Genomic DNA, 15656 nt, shown 5'->3' with positions numbered 1-15656 from the left:
TGGAGCGGGCGACGGCGACGAGGGCTTTCATGTGGCCGCGGCGTTTGACGATGCCGCGTTGCACACCTGACCGGAAAAACTCCGATCAGGTGTTGCAGCGGGCGCCCGGGGGTCGGCTACCGGCGGCTCGGGACGGTGACCCGGGCCTCCGCCAGGACAATGCCGGTCGCGGGGGGCACGGGAACGTACAGGCTCCAGTCGGCGTCACACCCATGCCGCACCCGGCACGCAACGGCCGCCTCTGCCGTATCGCTGCTCCTTCCGGCCGGCCGCGGCGGGCCGGGCACGTTCGCTGTGGAAGCGGCCCACCGACACGGCGTAAATTTCTACTATCAGGCGACATATCAAGAATTCTTGGCTGCTTTCGGCTATCGGTCTGATCACCGGCCTGTGACCAGCACTTTCACCGGTCACCGGTAGCCCCGCGTGGATGCCACTGCCCGCCCGTTTCCCGGTCGCCTCGCCGTACGGCAGCCGGCCCGAGGAGGACGACGTCATGCACCGCACCCCGCTGGTCCCCCGTCGAACCGGGACCGCCGCCCCGTCCGTCCGGGCCGCCTTCATCACCCTGCTGATCGCCGTGGTGGTGGTCGCGGGCGCGCGGTTGGTCCTGGCCGCCGCGGGCATGCAGGTCATGGGGATGGCCGAGTACTCCACGCTGATCCCGGTCGTGGCCGCCGCTCTGCTGCCGCTACGGCAGACCCTGATCGTGGGCCTGGCGAACCTGGTCGTCGCCATCCTTGCCTACGGCATTCTGCTGCCGTCCATGTCCCACGCCAGCCGGATCACCGTCGTCACCGCGCTGGTCGCCTCGATCCTGGTCAGCCTGGCCGTCTGCCGCGCCCGTATCGCCGCGGAAAGAAGCCTGAAAGGCCTGATGGTCGCCCGGGAGCGGCTCACGCTGCTCAGCGAGGCCAGCACCCGGGTCGGCGGCACCCTGGACGTTGCCCGCACCGCCGAGGAGCTCGCCGAGGTCGCCGTGCGCCGCTTCGCGGACCAAGCCGCGGTCGACCTCTTCGATCCCGTCCTCAAGGGCGAGGAGCCCGCGCGGGGGCCGCACGCAGGCCCGGTCACCCTTCGCCGCGCCGCCCGCCGGTCGGTGCCGGCCGCGCTCGCAGCCGCCGCACCGCCCGACAGCAGTACCGTCACCTACCGCAGGGGTTCGATGCCGGCCCTGAGCCTGTTGCGGGGCGTCCCCATGCACGGGCAGTTCACCGACGCCGCAGACGGCGAGGAGTGCTGGCCCGCCGATCCGAACGGCACCGGCACGCAGGCGCCGCACTCCACGCTGGCGGTCCCGCTGCGCGCCCGCGGGGTGACCCTCGGTGCGGCGCTGTTCACCCGGTCCCGGCACCGGGACCCCTTCGACGCCGACGACGTGCTGCTCGCGCAGGAGATCGCGGCGCGGGCCGCGGTGTGCGTGGACAACGCCCGCCGCTACACCCACGAGCGCGCCACCTCGGTAGCACTGCAGCGCAGCCTGCTGCCCCAGGCAGTCCCGCCGCAGCCGGCCGTGCAGGCGGTCGCCCGCTATCTGCCCGCGGATATCGAGGCGGGCGTGGGGGGCGACTGGTACGACGTGATCCCGCTGTCCGGGGCCCGGGTCGCCCTGGTCGTGGGCGACGTGGTCGGGCACGGCATCCGCGCCTCGGCGGCGATGGGGCGGCTGCGTACCGCGGTGCGCACCCTCGCCGACATCGACCTGCCGCCCGACGAGCTACTCACCCACCTCGACGACATCGTCATCCGGCTGCAGAGCGAGACTGCCCCCACCCCGGCGGGCTCGGGCGAGGACGCGGTCGCCGATGCGGATGTCGGCGAGTTCGTCGCGACCTGCCTATACATGGTCTACGACCCGATCTCGCGGCGGTGCACCGCCGCCCGGGCCGGCCACCCCCCGCCGGCCGTGGTGCGCCCCGGGGAGGGCGCCCGCTTCCTCGACCTCCCGGCCGGTCCCCCGCTGGGCGTGGGCGGCCTGCCCTTCGAGACCGCCGAGATCCAGCTGCCTGAGGGCAGTCTCCTCGCTCTGTACACCGACGGCCTCGTCGAATCTCCCCGCCACGGCCTGGACGAACGCCTCGAGCGCCTGCTCGAAGTCCTGTCCGAGTCGAAGCCCACGTTGCAGGAGGCCTGCGACCACGTACTGGACCTGCTGGTCGACGACCGCACCCGCGACGACCGCACCCGCGACGACATCGCCCTCGTCGTCGCCCGCACCCGGGCCCTGGACGACGGGCACACCATCGCCTGGGAGCTGCTGGACGACCTCTCCGAGGTCGCCCGCGCCCGCGATCTGGCCTCGCTGCAGGTGGCTCGCTGGGGGCTGCCGGAGGCGGCGTTCCTCGCGGAACTCGTAGTCAGCGAGCTGGTCACCAACGCCATCCGCTACGGCGGCAGCCCCGTGCAGCTGCGCCTGATCCGACACGACACCCTGATCTGCGAAGTGTCCGACAGCTCCAACACCGCCCCTCACCTGCGCCGGGCCCGCACCTTCGACGAGGGCGGACGCGGACTGTTCATCGTGGCGCAACTCGCCGAGCGCTGGGGCACCCGGCAGCAGTCCGACGGAAAGACCATCTGGGCCGAACTCGCCCTCCCACCAGCCACCGGCCCCCGCGCCCAGGGAGATGCGCAGAGCAGCCGCAACGGGGATGTCAGCAGGCCGACCACGGCAAAGCAGCGTGGTGACCTGCACGGACACAGGGACGGTCCTGCGGGCCGCGCACCAGTAGGCGCAACCCCTAGCGCGAACAGATAGGCGCAACCCTTGCCGCAACCTCGCGCTCCTGGTCGACCGGGGCGATCGGTCACGCGGCCCTGACGGCTCCGTAGGCGCTGGCGAGGTGGCGCAGCTCGGACCGTGCCGCCGGCACTGAGAGGTCCTAACAGAAGCTGTTGATGATCCTGTTCGTCCTGCACACCGGCATCCAGTGGGAGTACCTGCCCCAGGAGCTGGGCTTCGGCTCGGCCATGACCTGCTGGCGGCGCCTGGCCGCATGGAACGACGCCGGCCTGTGGGACGAACTGCACCTGGTGCTGCTGAAGAAGCTGCGGGCCGCGCAGAAGCTGGACTGGTCGCGGGCGGTGATCGACTCCTCCCACGTGCGGGCCGCTCGGCTGGGCCCAAAAGTGGACCCAGCCCAGTCGACCGCACACGTCGGGGCAGCAAGCACCACATCATCACCGACGCCCAGGGCATCCCGCTCGCGGTGTCACTGACCGACGGAAAACGCAACGACGTCACCCAACTCCTGCCCCTGCTCGACAAGATCCCGGCCGTGGCCGGCGTCGTCGGCCGACCCAGACGACGTTCGGGACCGTTTACCGGGGCGTTGTCCAGTACTACCTGCTCGCCGGAGATGTCTTCCGGCTGCACCGACTGCAATGGGTCATGGAGACAGCAATGCTCAAGACCCTTGCCGCCAAGCACCGTTCGTCAGTATCGAAGATGGCTGCCAAGCACAGGGTCAGAGTCGATACCCCCAACGGGCCTCGCGTCTGCTTCGACGCCCGAATCGAGCGGAAGAACAGAAAGCCACTGGTGGCACGGTTCGGCGGAATTACCCTCCAACGGCAACGAGCGGCGGAACTCGCCGATCGGGAGCCGATCCGGGTGGACTATCCGCAGAAGGAACTCATCGCGAGACTCCTGGCGGATACCTGCGAGATCCGCGGAAGCAAGGGCAACGTGCAAGTGCACCACGTCCGCGCTCTCGCCGACCTCGCACATGCCGGATGGCAGCCTTCCGACTGGGCGCGCGTCATGCTCCACCGGCGCCGCAAGACGGTCGTGGCCTGCGACACCTGCCACGACCGCATCCATGCGGAAAGGCCGGCCAGACCACACACGCAGTAGTCACTGGAGAGCCGGATGACAGGGAAACCGTCATGTCCGGTTCGGTGGGAGGCCGCCCGGAACAGGACCTGCCACGGCAGGCACCTCACCGCGCGGCCGACCCAACCGGCCGGCTCATGCATCACCGCCGCCTGGCCCGCGACTACGAAACCCGCCCCCACCGCTCCGAAGCCATAATCCACGTCGCGATGATCGACCTCATAAGCCCCCGACTCACCCGCGAATCCACCCCCAACTGGCGCGACACCTGAACCTCGAACCAAACAACCTTGGCTTCGGACCGCCGCACGTGATCGTGATCGCGATCGCAATGCTCCCCCGCCGTTCGGGGGACCGCCGACCGTCCTCCCCGGATCCGACGACTCCCACTCCCGCGCCGCCGGAGGGCCGGCAGCGACGGCTGTTCGCGGCGGGACGGCCGACGCTGCGATGCCGACGGTCGGGCACGGTGACGGCACACCGATCACGCAAGGTGAATGAATCGCTCCTGGGATCCGTACGAAACCTTCTATTTCGCGGCGGGAGCGCTCACGTCTGGTAGCAAGACGGCCCGGCGCCCCGGCGTCGCGCGGGTGACGCACGCCCGTCGGCCCGCCGCGCGGCGGGCCGACGCGGCCACTCCGAGCGGGCCGCCGACACGCGGAACGGAAGCCGGGGCCCGATGAGTTCGCTGCAGCCATCATCCGTCGAGGTCGCCACACGGACCAGACGAGCCGTCACCCGCCGGTCGGGAGTTCGGGGGTTGACATGAGCGGCTTCGCGACACAGCCTTTGGCAACGTTGTCATTCCTGCTCCGCACGGGACACGCGGAGCAGGTTCGGCTTGCGCCGCAATTTGATGGGACGTCACACACATGACTGATCAGTCGGGCTCGTCGCGCCACCCGTCGCGCCGGACCATCGTCACCACGGGTACCACGCTGCTGGCCGGTTTCGGTCTCGGTACCGCGCTCCCCGTGTCGACCGCTGCCGCCGCCCCCACCGGCGCACCAGCCACCTCCTCGACCCATGGCGAGCTGGCGCTCCACCGCCCCGTCACGGTCTCCTCGACGGCCTACGCCGCGACTCCCGGCTCGTTCGTCGTCGACCGCCTCTCCTCCCCCGGTGTCCGCGGCAGCGGCTGGCGGGCCGAGGACGGCGACCCGCAGTGGATATCCATCGACCTCCAGGCCGCCTGCGACGTCGACCAGGTCATCCTGACCTTCGAGGCCGACGCCTCCGACCCGGTGTACACTCCGCCGACCTCCGGAAACGTCCACAGCGGCACCACCGGCAACGAGATCCAGTCGAGCTATTCGCTGATCTTCGTCGTCGAGACGTCCCTGGACAATAAGTCGTGGACCACCGTGCACCGCACCACGGCGGGCACCGGGGGTGCGGTGAACATCCAGCTCGCCCGCCCGGTGACGGCGCGCTGGGTGCGGATGACCTCGCAGAAGCGCTCCAGTCCGCTGCCGCTCGGCCTCAACGGCTTCGAGGTGTACGGCCGCTCCAAGGGGCACCGCCCGGATGCCACCGGCTGGACCGACTGGGAGACCCAGCACGGCCCCGTCCCGAAGCTCTCGGTCGCCGACGACGGGACCGTGCCCCTGGAGTCGGGCTGGCGGCTCACCATGGACGACTGGGCGAATGCGGACGGCGCCGGTCTGTCGCGGGCGTCCTTCGACACCAGCACCTGGCTGCCCGCGACCGTTCCCGGTACGGTGCTCGGCTCGCTCGTGGAACAGGGCAAGCTCCCCGATCCGGTGTCGGGTCTGAACAACCTGCACGTCCCGGAAGCGCTCTCGCGCCACTCCTGGTGGTACAAGCGGGACTTCGCGCTGCCGCGGGGCCTGCGCACCGGTGCGGGGCGCCACGTGTGGCTGGAGTTCGACGGCGTCAACCACAAGGCCGACGTGTGGCTCAACGGCCAGCAGGTCGGCGACCTGACGTATCCGTTCGCGCGCGCCGCCTTCGACGTCACCAAGCAGCTCACCGGGAGCGGCGACAACGCGCTCGCCGTGCGCATCACTCCGATACCCGTCCCCGGCAGCCCCGGCGACAAGGGTCCGCTGGGCGAGTCCTGGGTGGATGCGGGCGCGCAGCAGATGAACCTCAACTCGCCCACCTATCTGGCGTCTTCGGGCTGGGACTGGATGCCTGCCGTCCGGGACCGGGCGGCCGGCATCTGGAACCACGTCCGGCTGCGGTCGACCGGTCATGTGGTCCTCGGCGATCCGCGCGTGGACACCGCGCTGCCCTCGCTCCCGGACGTGTCGGTCGCCGAGCTGACCGTGGTCGTCCCGGTCCGCAACGCCGACTCGGCCGACCGTCGGGTGACGGTCACCGCCGCCTTCGAGGGCGTGCGGGTGTCGAAGAGCGTCACCGTGAAGGCCGGCGAGAGCGTCGACGTCGTCTTCACCTCCGACGCCTACGCGCAGTTGAAGGTGCGCAGCCCCAAGCTGTGGTGGCCCAACGGCCTCGGCGAGGCGCACCTGCACGACCTCACGCTCACCGCGTCCGCCGACGGCCAGGAGAGCGACCGGCGCACCACCCGTTTCGGCATCCGGCAGTTCGGCTACGAGTACGAGATCCCGCTGGTGTTCACCGCGTCCGGCGACGCCTACACGCAGACGGTCACCTTCGACCGGCAGCAGGCACGCCACGTGCGCATCAGATGCCTGACCCGGGCCACCTCCTGGGGCAGTTCGCTCTGGACCCTGTCCGTGGGGGACAGCACGCGGCCGGGCACCGACCTCGCGCTGCACGCCCCGGCCGAGTCCTCCAGCAACGACCAGGACGGCAACGGCGCGGGCAACGCCACCGACGGGAACGCGGGCACCCGCTGGTCCTCCGCCTACGAGGACGACCAGTGGATCCGGGTGGATCTCGGCTCCGTCCAGTCGTTCGACCGGGTGGACCTCACCTGGGAGCAGGCGTACGCCAAGAGCTTCGTGGTGCAGGTCTCCGCGAACGGCTCGGACTGGGCCGACGTGAAGTCGGTGGACAACGGGGCGGTGCCGTTGCCGTTCAACAACGGCAACGCCAGCCTTCAGGTGGAGGACTTCGACCGGCAGACGGCACGCTATGTGCGCTTGAACTGTGGTCTGCGAAACACCAGTTGGGGCAACTCGCTGTGGTCCTTCGGGGTCGTCGACCGCTCCGACCCCGGAACCGACCTCGCCCTGCGCCAGAAGGCCACCGCCTCCACCGAGGAGAGCGACAACCCCGCGTCGCACGCCACCGACGGGAACGCGGGCACCCGCTGGTCCTCCGCCTACGAGGACAACCAGTGGATCCAGGTGGACCTCGGCTCCTCACGCGCGTTCGACCGGGTGGCCGTCGTCTGGGAGACCGCGTACCCGAAGACGTACGTGATCCAGGTGTCCGACGACGGCCAGAAGTGGACTGACGTCAAGTCCGTCTCGAACACGCCGGACCCGCTGAAGATCAGTGTCAACGGGGTGCGTGTGCTTGCCCGGGGAGGCAACTGGGGCTGGGACGAACTGTTGCGCCGGATGCCGGCGGAGCGGATGGACGCGGCGGTCCGGATGCACCGGGACATGAACTTCACCATGATCCGCAACTGGGTCGGTTCCAGCGACCGGGAGGAGTTCTTCGCCGCCTGCGACCGGCACGGCATCCTGGTGTGGAACGACTTCCCCAACGCGTGGGGCATGGACCCGCCGGACCACGAGGCGTTCAACTCCCTCGCCCGCGACACCGTGCTGCGGTACCGCATCCACCCGAGTGTGGTCGTGTGGTGCGGTGCCAACGAGGGCAACCCGCCGGCCGCCATCGACCAGGGGATGCGCGAGGCGGTGGAACGGCAGGTGCCCGGCCTGCTCTACCAGAACAACTCGGCGGGGGGCATCATCACGGGTGGCGGCCCCTACGGCTGGGTCGAGCCGGAGAAGTACTTCGATCCGCTCACGTACGGCAGCCGCGACTTCGGTTTCCACACCGAGATCGGGATGCCGGTCGTGTCCACCGCGGCGAGCACCCGCAGCATGACGGGCGACGAGCCGGAGTGGCCGATCCGCGGGGCGTGGTACTACCACGACTGGAGCGAGCACGGGAACCAGGCTCCGCAGAACTACCGGGCGGCCATCGAGGAACGCCTCGGCGAGGCGGGAGACCTGGACGACTTCGCGCGCAAGGCGCAGTTCGTCAACTACGAGAACACGCGCGCCATGTTCGAGGCGTGGAACGCCAACCTCTGGGACAACGCGTCCGGTCTGATGCTGTGGATGTCCCACCCGGCCTGGCACAGCACCGTCTGGCAGACCTACGACTACGACTTCGACGTCAACGGCACCTACTACGGCGCCCGTTCGGCCTGTGAACCGCTGCATGTGCAGGCCGATCCGCTCAAGTGGCAGGTGATCGCGGTGAACCACACCTCGGCAGACCTGCGCGGGGCCACGGTGACCGCCCGGACGTTCGACCTGTCCGGCAGGCAGCTGGGCAGGTCGGTGACAGCCAGGGTGGACGTCGAGCGGGCGAACACCGCGAAGGCGTTCACCGCCGCGTGGACGGACGGACTTCCGGACCTGCACCTGCTCCGGCTGACCCTGGAGGACGCCAAGGGCCGGGAGCTGTCGCGGAACACCTACTGGCGTTATCGCGAGGCCGACGCGCTGCGCGGGCTGAACAAGGTGAAGCAGGTGAAGCTGACCGGCGGGATCACCCAGGTCTCGCGCTCAGGTGACCGTCACGAGCTGACGGCGGTCATCCGCAACCAGGGGTCGTCAGTGGCCGCCATGGTGCGGCTGTCCCTGCTGGAGGACGCGCACGGCCGTCGTGTACTGCCGACGCTGTACAGCGACAACTATCTGTGGCTGCTGCCCGGCGAGTCCCGGACGGTCCGGCTGTCCTGGCCGGCGGAGGCCTGCTCGTCCCGCCACCCGGTGCTGACGGCGGAGGCCTACAACAGCCCGGTCGCCACGCTGCGCGGCTGAGCCGTCACCCCGTGCGCCCCGGCAGCTCGGCCGGGGCGCACGAGTGTGGCGTGGGCCCGATCCCCCCGTCCTACCCGGGTCGGGTCAGGGCCTCTGCCGCGGCTCCGCGGCTCCGCGGCTCGCGTTCGGCCCGGCGGCGAGCACCGGCGACGGGCACCGGACGACGGGCGTCGAAGACCCCAGGGGAATGACGCACGAAGGGCCACGCGTTCCCCTAGGCAGAACGTTGAGCACGGGAGAACGCTGTGAGCGCTACCAGCATCGGTACGTCGGTGACCGGGACCCTGCGGACCTGGCGTCGGGCCACGCCGGAACCCTTGTGGCCGGCCGGGGCGCTCCTGCTGATCGTCGCCATCCCGGTGGCCGACCTGTTCCTCCCGCCGAACATCCATCTGGCCCATCTGCTGGTCGTGGCCGTGGCCGTCACCGCCGTCCACGCCGGCCCGCGCGTCACGTCGCTGGTCGGGCTGCTGGCGGTGCTGGCGCTGATCGAGGCCGGAGCCGAGCGGCACACCCTGACCACCGAGAGTGTCGTCATCGAACTCAACTCGCTCGTCCTCGCGGTCGCCTTCCTCGTCTTCTTCACCCGCCTGCGGGACCGGCGCGAAGGGGAGCTCGCGCGGGTACGCCGGGTGTCCGACGCGACACAGCGCGTCGTCCTGCGACCACTGCCGGACCGGGCCGGGCCGGTCTCGCTCGCCTCCGCGTACCGAAGCGCCGACGCGGACACGTGCATCGGCGGTGACCTGTACGCGGTGGCCCGGGTTCCCGGTTCCACCCGGCTGCTGATCGGGGACGTTCGGGGCAAGGGGCTGGCCTCGATCAGTGACACGGCGATCGTGCTGGGCGCCTTCCGCGCCGCGGCGCACCGTCAGCTGCCGTTGCCGGAGCTGGTCGCCTACATCGAGGACACCGTCTGCTGGGGTCTCGGGGAGTTCGCGGAGCCGGAGGACGACGTAGCCGAGCGATTCGTGACGGCCGCGGTGCTCGACATCCCGGACGACGAGCCGGTCGTGCGCGTGATCAGCTGTGGTCACCCGCCGCCCCTCCTGCTCTCCGTCGCTACCTCCACGGTGATCCCCCTCGTGGTGCCCGAGCCGTCGCCGCCGCTCGGGCTCGGAAGGTTGTCCGACGACATCGTCCACGCCCCGGCGACCTTCCCGTTCGACCGCGGCGACCGGTTGCTGCTCTACACGGACGGCGTCACCGAGGCCCGGGACCGCGAGGGTGCCTTCTACCCCCTCGCCGAACGTGTCGCCCTCCGGCAGGAGCAGCCGCCGGGCGCGCTCGTCGCCGGCCTTGCCACCGACGTGCGGGAGCACACGGGTGGCCGGCTGGACGACGACATGGCGATGGTCGTTGTCCAGCGGGACCGGGATCCTTCCCTCGTCGGCTGAGTTCCGTTGCGCGTGCTCCGCCTACGGGGCGGGTGCCCCGGTCCTCGGAGCCTGTTCGGCGGCGTCCTGGGGTGAGTCGTAGAAGTCGAAGATCTGCTGCAGGCCGCCGATCTCGAAGACCTTGCGCATTCGCGACGAAGGGCATGCGATGCGCAGAGAGCCCTGATGAGCCGTGATCTGTTTGCTGATGGCGACCATGGCTCCGAGTGCCGTGGAGTCCAGGAACGGGACGAAGCACAGGTCCAGTACGAAATGCCGGTGTCCATGGTCGAGGAGACCGATCGCCGCCTCGCGCACCTGCGGCGCGGTGTGGGCGTCGAACTCGCCGTCGACCTCGAAGACGGTCCAGCCGTTCAGGCGGTGATGGCTGATGGACAGGGCTTGATTCCGGATGATGTTGGTTCGCATCGCCGGCTCTCTCTCCGGAGATCGGGACAGCTCACGCGACCCGCGACGCGTGGCACGACCACGACTGTCCCCGGGGCGACGGATGTCGTCCTGCTCTCACCATACGAGCACCTCCGAACGCCTGCCACACCCCGACTCCCACCCGGCCGGAGCACGGGAGGTCACCTCGGCCGGCGGTCAGCCAGACCTGCCGGCGCTCCTGGCTGGGCTGTCGTCGAGGAATCCGCCGGACTGGTGCTGCCACAGCCTCGCGTAGGCGCCGTCGGTCGCGAGCAGTTCCCGGTGGGCGCCCTGTTCGACGACCCGTCCATGGTCGATGACGACGAGCCTGTCCATCTTGGCGACCGTACTGAGCCGGTGCGCCACCACAAGCGCCGTCCTGCCGTCCATCAGCCGCCACAGCGCCTCTTGGATCAGGCGTTCACTCTCCGAGTCCAGGGCGCTGGTCGCCTCGTCGAGCAGCAGGATCGGCGCGTCACGCAGGATGGCGCGGGCGAGGGCGACCCGCTGGCGCTGTCCGCCGGACAGCTTGACTCCGCGCTCGCCGACGACGGTGTCGAATCCGTCCGGCAGCGCGTCGCTGAACTCGGTGACGTGTGCCGCCTCGGCCGCGCGCCGGATCTCGGTGTCGGTGGCGTCCGGCCGGGCGAAGGCGATGTTGTCCCGCAGTGTGCGGTGGAACATAGCCGGATCCTGCGGCACATAGGCGATGGTGCTGCGCAGGTCGGCCTGGCGGAGTCTGCTGATGTCCTGCCCGCCGATCAGGATGCGGCCGGCGTCGACGTCCGTCATCCGCAGCAGCAGGCCCCTGCCAGCCACCCCGAGCGGCGCCCCGCGACCTACCACCGCGCTCACGGGATCCGCTACTTCCACGGCTGCTGCTCCGTCGGCGACGACAAGCTCTGGGGCGTCAGCCGCCGTAAGAAGGGCGCCAACACCCTGGCCGCGTTGAGATCGATCCGCGCGGCCCGTCCGGGCGGCGCCCCGATCTATGTGGTCCTGGACAATCTCTCCGCCCACAAGGGCGACACCATCCGTCGCTGGGCGAAGAAGAGCCGGGTCGAGCTGTGCTTCACCCCGACCTACGCGTCATGGGCCAACCCGATCGAAGCCCACTTCGGACCGCTGCGGCAGTTCACCATCACCAACTCCAACCACCACAACCACACCGTGCAGAACCGGGCGCTGCACGCGTACCTTCGCTGGCGGAACAGCAACGCCCGGCATCCTGACGTGCTGGCAGCCCAACGCCGCGAGCGCGCCCGGATCCGCAGCGAGAAGGGCCTCCACCGGGGAGGGCGTCCCCTCCCCGCCGAACGGCTCCAGGTCTTCAGGTCGAGGACTGCGTGAAGACCCGCTCGCCCTCTCCACTCGGTTCCTCGAAGTTGGCCAGGTACCGGTTGAACAGCGTCTCATCCACGGTGACGGAGTTAGCACCTTCCTTGCCATTTCGGACCTCGAGGCGACGCTCCAGCGTCGTCCGGTCGGCCTTGAGGTGGACCAGTTCCCAGCGGCAGCCGTGACTTTCGATCAGCGCCTTGTAGCTGTCGCGGGCGGCGCGACTCCAGAAGCTGTAGTCCACCACCACATCGCGCCCGGCCAGCATCAGCTCGACCAGCTCCTGCCGCTGCTCGCGACGGACCTCTTCCTTGAGCTGGTCGAATGCCTCGGCCTCCAGCACCAAGCCAGCGTCGCGCTGCCCGAGTCGCTGCCAGACCACCTCGTCGATGGAGAGCCGAACGTAACCGCGTCGCACCAGCTCCATCGCGTAGGTGGTCTTGCCCGCTCCCGGAAGTCCGCACATCAGCACCACCGTGCTCAATCGCTGCGTCACGGAGCCAGGTTAGACCCCGAAAACACGCCCTGCTCCGTGGCGACCAAGGGCACCCGCTGGGAGCGGACCCCACCACGCTTGACCAACCCGGCGAACCTATGCGGTCAGAGCACTAGCAACCGAGCCAGGGCCTCCGCATCGTCGTGCTCGACCGCGTGATGGGCGGGTGTCCAGTAGGCACTCACCAGGGCATTCAACCGCCATCGCAACCCGTCCGCCAGCGACTGTCGCCGGGGTCGAATCCTCGGTTGCACCACCGCAAGGGACATCACCGTCCAGCCGCGTCACGGATGTTGGCGCGTTGTTCGTCGCGGGTGGCCGCGAGCCGGCCTCGGAGACTCCCCCGCTGTCGAGCAGGGACTCGCATTCTGGGATCTTTCTTTGCCGCAGCTTGATCAGCTGTATGTCCTCGCCTTGATCGACTGTGTCCGTGACATGACTAAGATGGGCCGACTTTGGGGGCTGGAGGGGGAGTTGATGATGGTGCGACGGAGATCGCTCGCATTCGTTGGCGTGGCCATACTGGCACCGCTGGTCGTGTCCGCCGCTTCCGCGCAGGCGGCGTCGGGCTCACTGGCCGTCACCACGCTGGGGCGGCACGGCGGTAAGGTCTCGACGACGGTCACGGTCGTCGCCGTGCCGTCTGGGCAGACGTACCGGGTGAAGTCCGGCAAGCGGATCAGCCTGCCGTCGGGACGCTACATCGCGATGACCGACATCTATGAGAGCGCCACGGACGGTTCGGGCACCGACACCATCGGCGCGCAGGTCGTGCAGGTGTCCGGCAGCACATCGGTGACGCTCGACGCACGCAAGGGCAAGGCCGTCAAGGTATCGCTCGACACGCCCGCCGACGTGACCGGACCGCCGCAGATCAGCGCGCAGGTCTGCGCCGCCACCGTTGGCAACATGCCCTCCGCTTTCAGCGCGGGCGGCTGGAACGAACAGGGAGCCCTCTACGCCATCCCGAATTCCTCCAAACTGCTGCAGTTCGGGTACATGGCGCAGTGGTCGGGAAACGACAGCTACGTCACCGTGAAGAACACCACGGGCATCCCGGCCGCGCCCGGTGGGTCGTTCACGCGGTCGAAGCTGGCGACGATGCGCTTCTCGGTACGCAGCGGTACGCAGATAGGCCGTCAGAACAGCATCGCGCTCCAGGCACAGCCGAAGGTCGACGACTGCACGACCGACCTCATGGCCGGGGTCCACGACGACAGCGCACCGTACAGCGCCGTCGCCCATGTGACTCCGGGGACTTGGCAGCCGCGCGACGACATCTTCGCGAGCAACGGCGACGACGTCGGCGGCGGTTTTCCGAAGGTCAGGACGCTGAAGGCAGGGCAGAGTTTCACCCAGTACTTCGGCCGGGCCGCCTGGAGTCCGATGCACTATCTGCCGATGGTCGGGCACAAGTCCGTCACCTTCTTTCCGGACGCCCTGATCGGCGACCCCGACGTCGGCGTCAGCGGGGCCGACCCGACGAAGGAGACGGTGATCCTGTCCAAGGGCGGCACCACCATCAAGAAGCAGACCCTGACCAACTGGGGCTCTTCCGATGCCGAGTTCTCCGCCGACATCCGCTCGGTCGGCTGGTACCACCTGACCGTCGACGCCCATCGCTACCGTCCCGGCATCACATTCCCTACCGGAATGCTGTCGTCGCGTGCCACCCTCGACTGGTATTTCAAGGCTGACCCAGCCAAGTCGGTGGTCGCGCCCGTCTTCCTGACCCGCTTCCTGCCCACCGGGCTGAACAGCCACAACCAGGCCGCACCGAACAGCACCACGACGGTCGGCGTGAGTGCCGGGCGCGGCTCCCAGGGCCCCGACGTGAAATTCACCACGGTGTCCGCCAAGTCCGTCCGGGTCTGGTCGTCCGCCGACGGCGGCAAGACCTGGAAGGCGGCGGCCGTCAAGCACTCCGGCTCGACCTGGCAAGCGTCGGTCCACAACCCGGCCTCTGGCGTCGTCGCCCTGCGCTCCGAGGTGACCGACTCCGTTGGGGACCGCTCGGTGGAGACGGTGTACCGGGCGTACGCGATCGGCTGAGGCCGTTGTTGCCGTCCGTGCGACATCCCGTGAGTTTCCCTGAGTCCTGCCGAGTCCTTGTCCCCGTGGCCAGGGCGTTCTATCTCTTTGGGGTGCTCTTCGAGCTGGTGACGAAGCTTCAGGATTCTTGACGCGTTCTCGCTTCGTCCGATCGATCCGTGATCGGGGTGACCGTCTTCAACGGCCTCCTGGCCAAATACGGGCCACACCCAGGCCCTGCTCTGCCTCGCCCGCCGCCGGGCCGATGTGCTCTTCGCGATGCTCCGCGACGGCACCTTCTACGAACCACAGCCAGCGTCAGCAGTCAGCTGACCGGCGGTTCAGCCAGGAGAACGACCCGATCGGCTTCAACATCGAACCCGAGGACCGGATGCCCGTAGTCGCCCTCCGGATCCATCAGGACCGGCTTGCCCAGCCGTCGCCCGATCGCCCGCGGGAAGCCGCAGAACACATCGAGTCGCTCCTGCCCCTGCAGCTCACGCAGATCAACATCGAAGTCGATCTCCTCCAGCGCCTGGAAGCGAAAGATCACCAGCACATCGGCTGTCAGCCAGACCCGCAGGTCCGGGCACTCGGCGTCAGCCGGACGGGACAACACTGCCTCCGCCCGGAGCACCGGCATCACGACCTCGCTCTCGGAGTACTGGCGCTTCCAGCCACTCGCGCCGATAAGGTCGAGAACCGCCTGCCAGTCCTCCACCGAGGTATCAGGGACACGCACGTCCGGCAGCGCCCCCACCTCATCAAGGTCGAAGAAGTACTGAACGTCGTCCCACAGCAGATCAGACACCCCGCCATGCTCCCCGGCGCCTGTCCCCGATGCAGCCCGATTTCCTTGACGAACCACATAGGGCCACCGCCCCCCGCGCCGACCCTCACCTCGCAGAGCCGCCTGTGCTCACTCGTTCTCAGTGGCCGGCCTGAGTGATCCCGTCGGCGAGCTGTCCGACCACGTTCAGGATCCCCTGCCCGAAGGCTGTAGGGGCGACCAGCACGCCGAACACCAACACGATGAGCACAGTGAACTGCTCATCGGATCGTTTCCGCGCCTGAGTGCGGCGCCGAAGCCGCAGAACGATGATGACAGCCAGGAGCACCGCCAGGTTGATCGTCAGCACCATGAGAACCCCTCCCCGAACACACCTGGTTCAGATGTAGCGGGCACGGGC

8 protein-coding genes and 5 pseudogenes are annotated in these 15656 nt (G+C 69.2%); 8 read left to right on the top strand and 5 right to left on the bottom strand.

Annotated features, from left to right (window positions below):
• Positions 1-430 precede the first annotated feature (430 nt).
• From HEP85_RS39240 to HEP85_RS39215, 6 genes and pseudogenes are all read left to right on the top strand, one after another.
• Complete coding sequence (locus HEP85_RS39240; protein ID WP_369658037.1) at positions 431-2758, top strand: SpoIIE family protein phosphatase; 2328 nt, start codon at positions 431-433, stop codon at positions 2756-2758.
• A gap of 143 nt (positions 2759-2901) precedes the next feature.
• Positions 2902-3311, top strand: a pseudogene (locus HEP85_RS39235) (IS5 family transposase); the annotation flags it as partial.
• A pseudogene (locus tag HEP85_RS39230) lies at positions 3308-3856 on the top strand (group II intron reverse transcriptase/maturase); the annotation flags it as partial. The pseudogenes HEP85_RS39235 and HEP85_RS39230, both read left to right, overlap by 4 nt.
• 107 nt (positions 3857-3963) lie before the next feature.
• Positions 3964-4107: pseudogene (locus HEP85_RS39225) on the top strand (IS5/IS1182 family transposase); the annotation flags it as partial.
• Positions 4108-4710: 603 nt separating this feature from the next.
• Positions 4711-8796 carry a discoidin domain-containing protein gene (locus HEP85_RS39220; RefSeq protein ID WP_168532098.1) on the top strand — a complete coding sequence of 1362 codons (4086 nt, stop codon included), beginning with the start codon at positions 4711-4713 and terminating at the stop codon, positions 8794-8796.
• Positions 8797-9041: 245 nt separating this feature from the next.
• Positions 9042-10193, top strand: coding sequence for a PP2C family protein-serine/threonine phosphatase (locus HEP85_RS39215; RefSeq protein WP_369658036.1), 1152 nt, complete (start codon positions 9042-9044; stop codon positions 10191-10193).
• Positions 10194-10214: 21 nt separating this feature from the next.
• Here the strand turns inward: HEP85_RS39215 and HEP85_RS39210 are convergent, their stop codons facing one another.
• Positions 10215-10601, bottom strand: a complete 387-nt coding sequence (locus HEP85_RS39210; RefSeq protein ID WP_168532097.1) for an STAS domain-containing protein — start codon at positions 10599-10601, stop codon at positions 10215-10217.
• 177 nt (positions 10602-10778) lie between these two features.
• Positions 10779-11405: pseudogene (locus HEP85_RS39205) on the bottom strand (ABC transporter ATP-binding protein); the annotation flags it as partial.
• 12 nt (positions 11406-11417) lie between these two features.
• Here HEP85_RS39205 and HEP85_RS39200 point away from each other — a divergent pair.
• Positions 11418-11951, top strand: a pseudogene (locus HEP85_RS39200) (transposase); the annotation flags it as partial.
• Here HEP85_RS39200 and HEP85_RS39195 read toward each other — a convergent pair.
• The gene (locus tag HEP85_RS39195; protein WP_211118150.1) at positions 11932-12435 is read right to left on the bottom strand and encodes an ATP-binding protein; all 504 of its coding nucleotides are present in this window, start codon (positions 12433-12435) and stop codon (positions 11932-11934) included. The pseudogene HEP85_RS39200 and the gene HEP85_RS39195 overlap by 20 nt on opposite strands.
• Positions 12436-12816: 381 nt before the next feature.
• Between HEP85_RS39195 and HEP85_RS39190 the strand changes: the two genes are divergently transcribed.
• Positions 12817-14487 (top strand): hypothetical protein, encoded by a 1671-nt coding sequence (locus HEP85_RS39190; protein ID WP_168532096.1) that lies wholly within the window; start codon positions 12817-12819, stop codon positions 14485-14487.
• 304 nt (positions 14488-14791) lie between these two features.
• On the opposite strand, the gene HEP85_RS39185 is transcribed toward HEP85_RS39190, so the two are convergent.
• Both HEP85_RS39185 and HEP85_RS39180 read right to left on the bottom strand, forming a co-directional pair.
• Complete coding sequence (locus HEP85_RS39185; protein ID WP_168532095.1) at positions 14792-15277, bottom strand: hypothetical protein; 486 nt, start codon at positions 15275-15277, stop codon at positions 14792-14794.
• A 118-nt stretch (positions 15278-15395) separates the two neighbouring features.
• Positions 15396-15608 carry a hypothetical protein gene (locus HEP85_RS39180; RefSeq protein ID WP_168532094.1) on the bottom strand — a complete coding sequence of 71 codons (213 nt, stop codon included), beginning with the start codon at positions 15606-15608 and terminating at the stop codon, positions 15396-15398.
• Positions 15609-15656: the final 48 nt, after the last annotated feature.

Origin of the sequence: Streptomyces sp. RPA4-2 (assembly GCF_012273515.2) — a bacterium.
Taxonomy (GTDB): Bacteria; Actinomycetota; Actinomycetes; order Streptomycetales; family Streptomycetaceae; genus Streptomyces; species Streptomyces kaempferi.
This window is presented reverse-complemented; position numbering and strand designations above follow the sequence as displayed.

What these genes read in the sequence shown, in the direction of transcription:
- HEP85_RS39240 (WP_369658037.1), top strand. Translation starts at nt 431, where the DNA reads ATGCCACTGCCCGCCCGTTTCCCGGTCGCCTCGCCGTACGGCAGCCGG.
- HEP85_RS39220 (WP_168532098.1), top strand. Translation starts at nt 4,711, where the DNA reads ATGACTGATCAGTCGGGCTCGTCGCGCCACCCGTCGCGCCGGACCATC.
- HEP85_RS39210 (WP_168532097.1), bottom strand. Translation starts at nt 10,601, where the DNA reads ATGCGAACCAACATCATCCGGAATCAAGCCCTGTCCATCAGCCATCAC.
- HEP85_RS39180 (WP_168532094.1), bottom strand. Translation starts at nt 15,608, where the DNA reads ATGGTGCTGACGATCAACCTGGCGGTGCTCCTGGCTGTCATCATCGTT.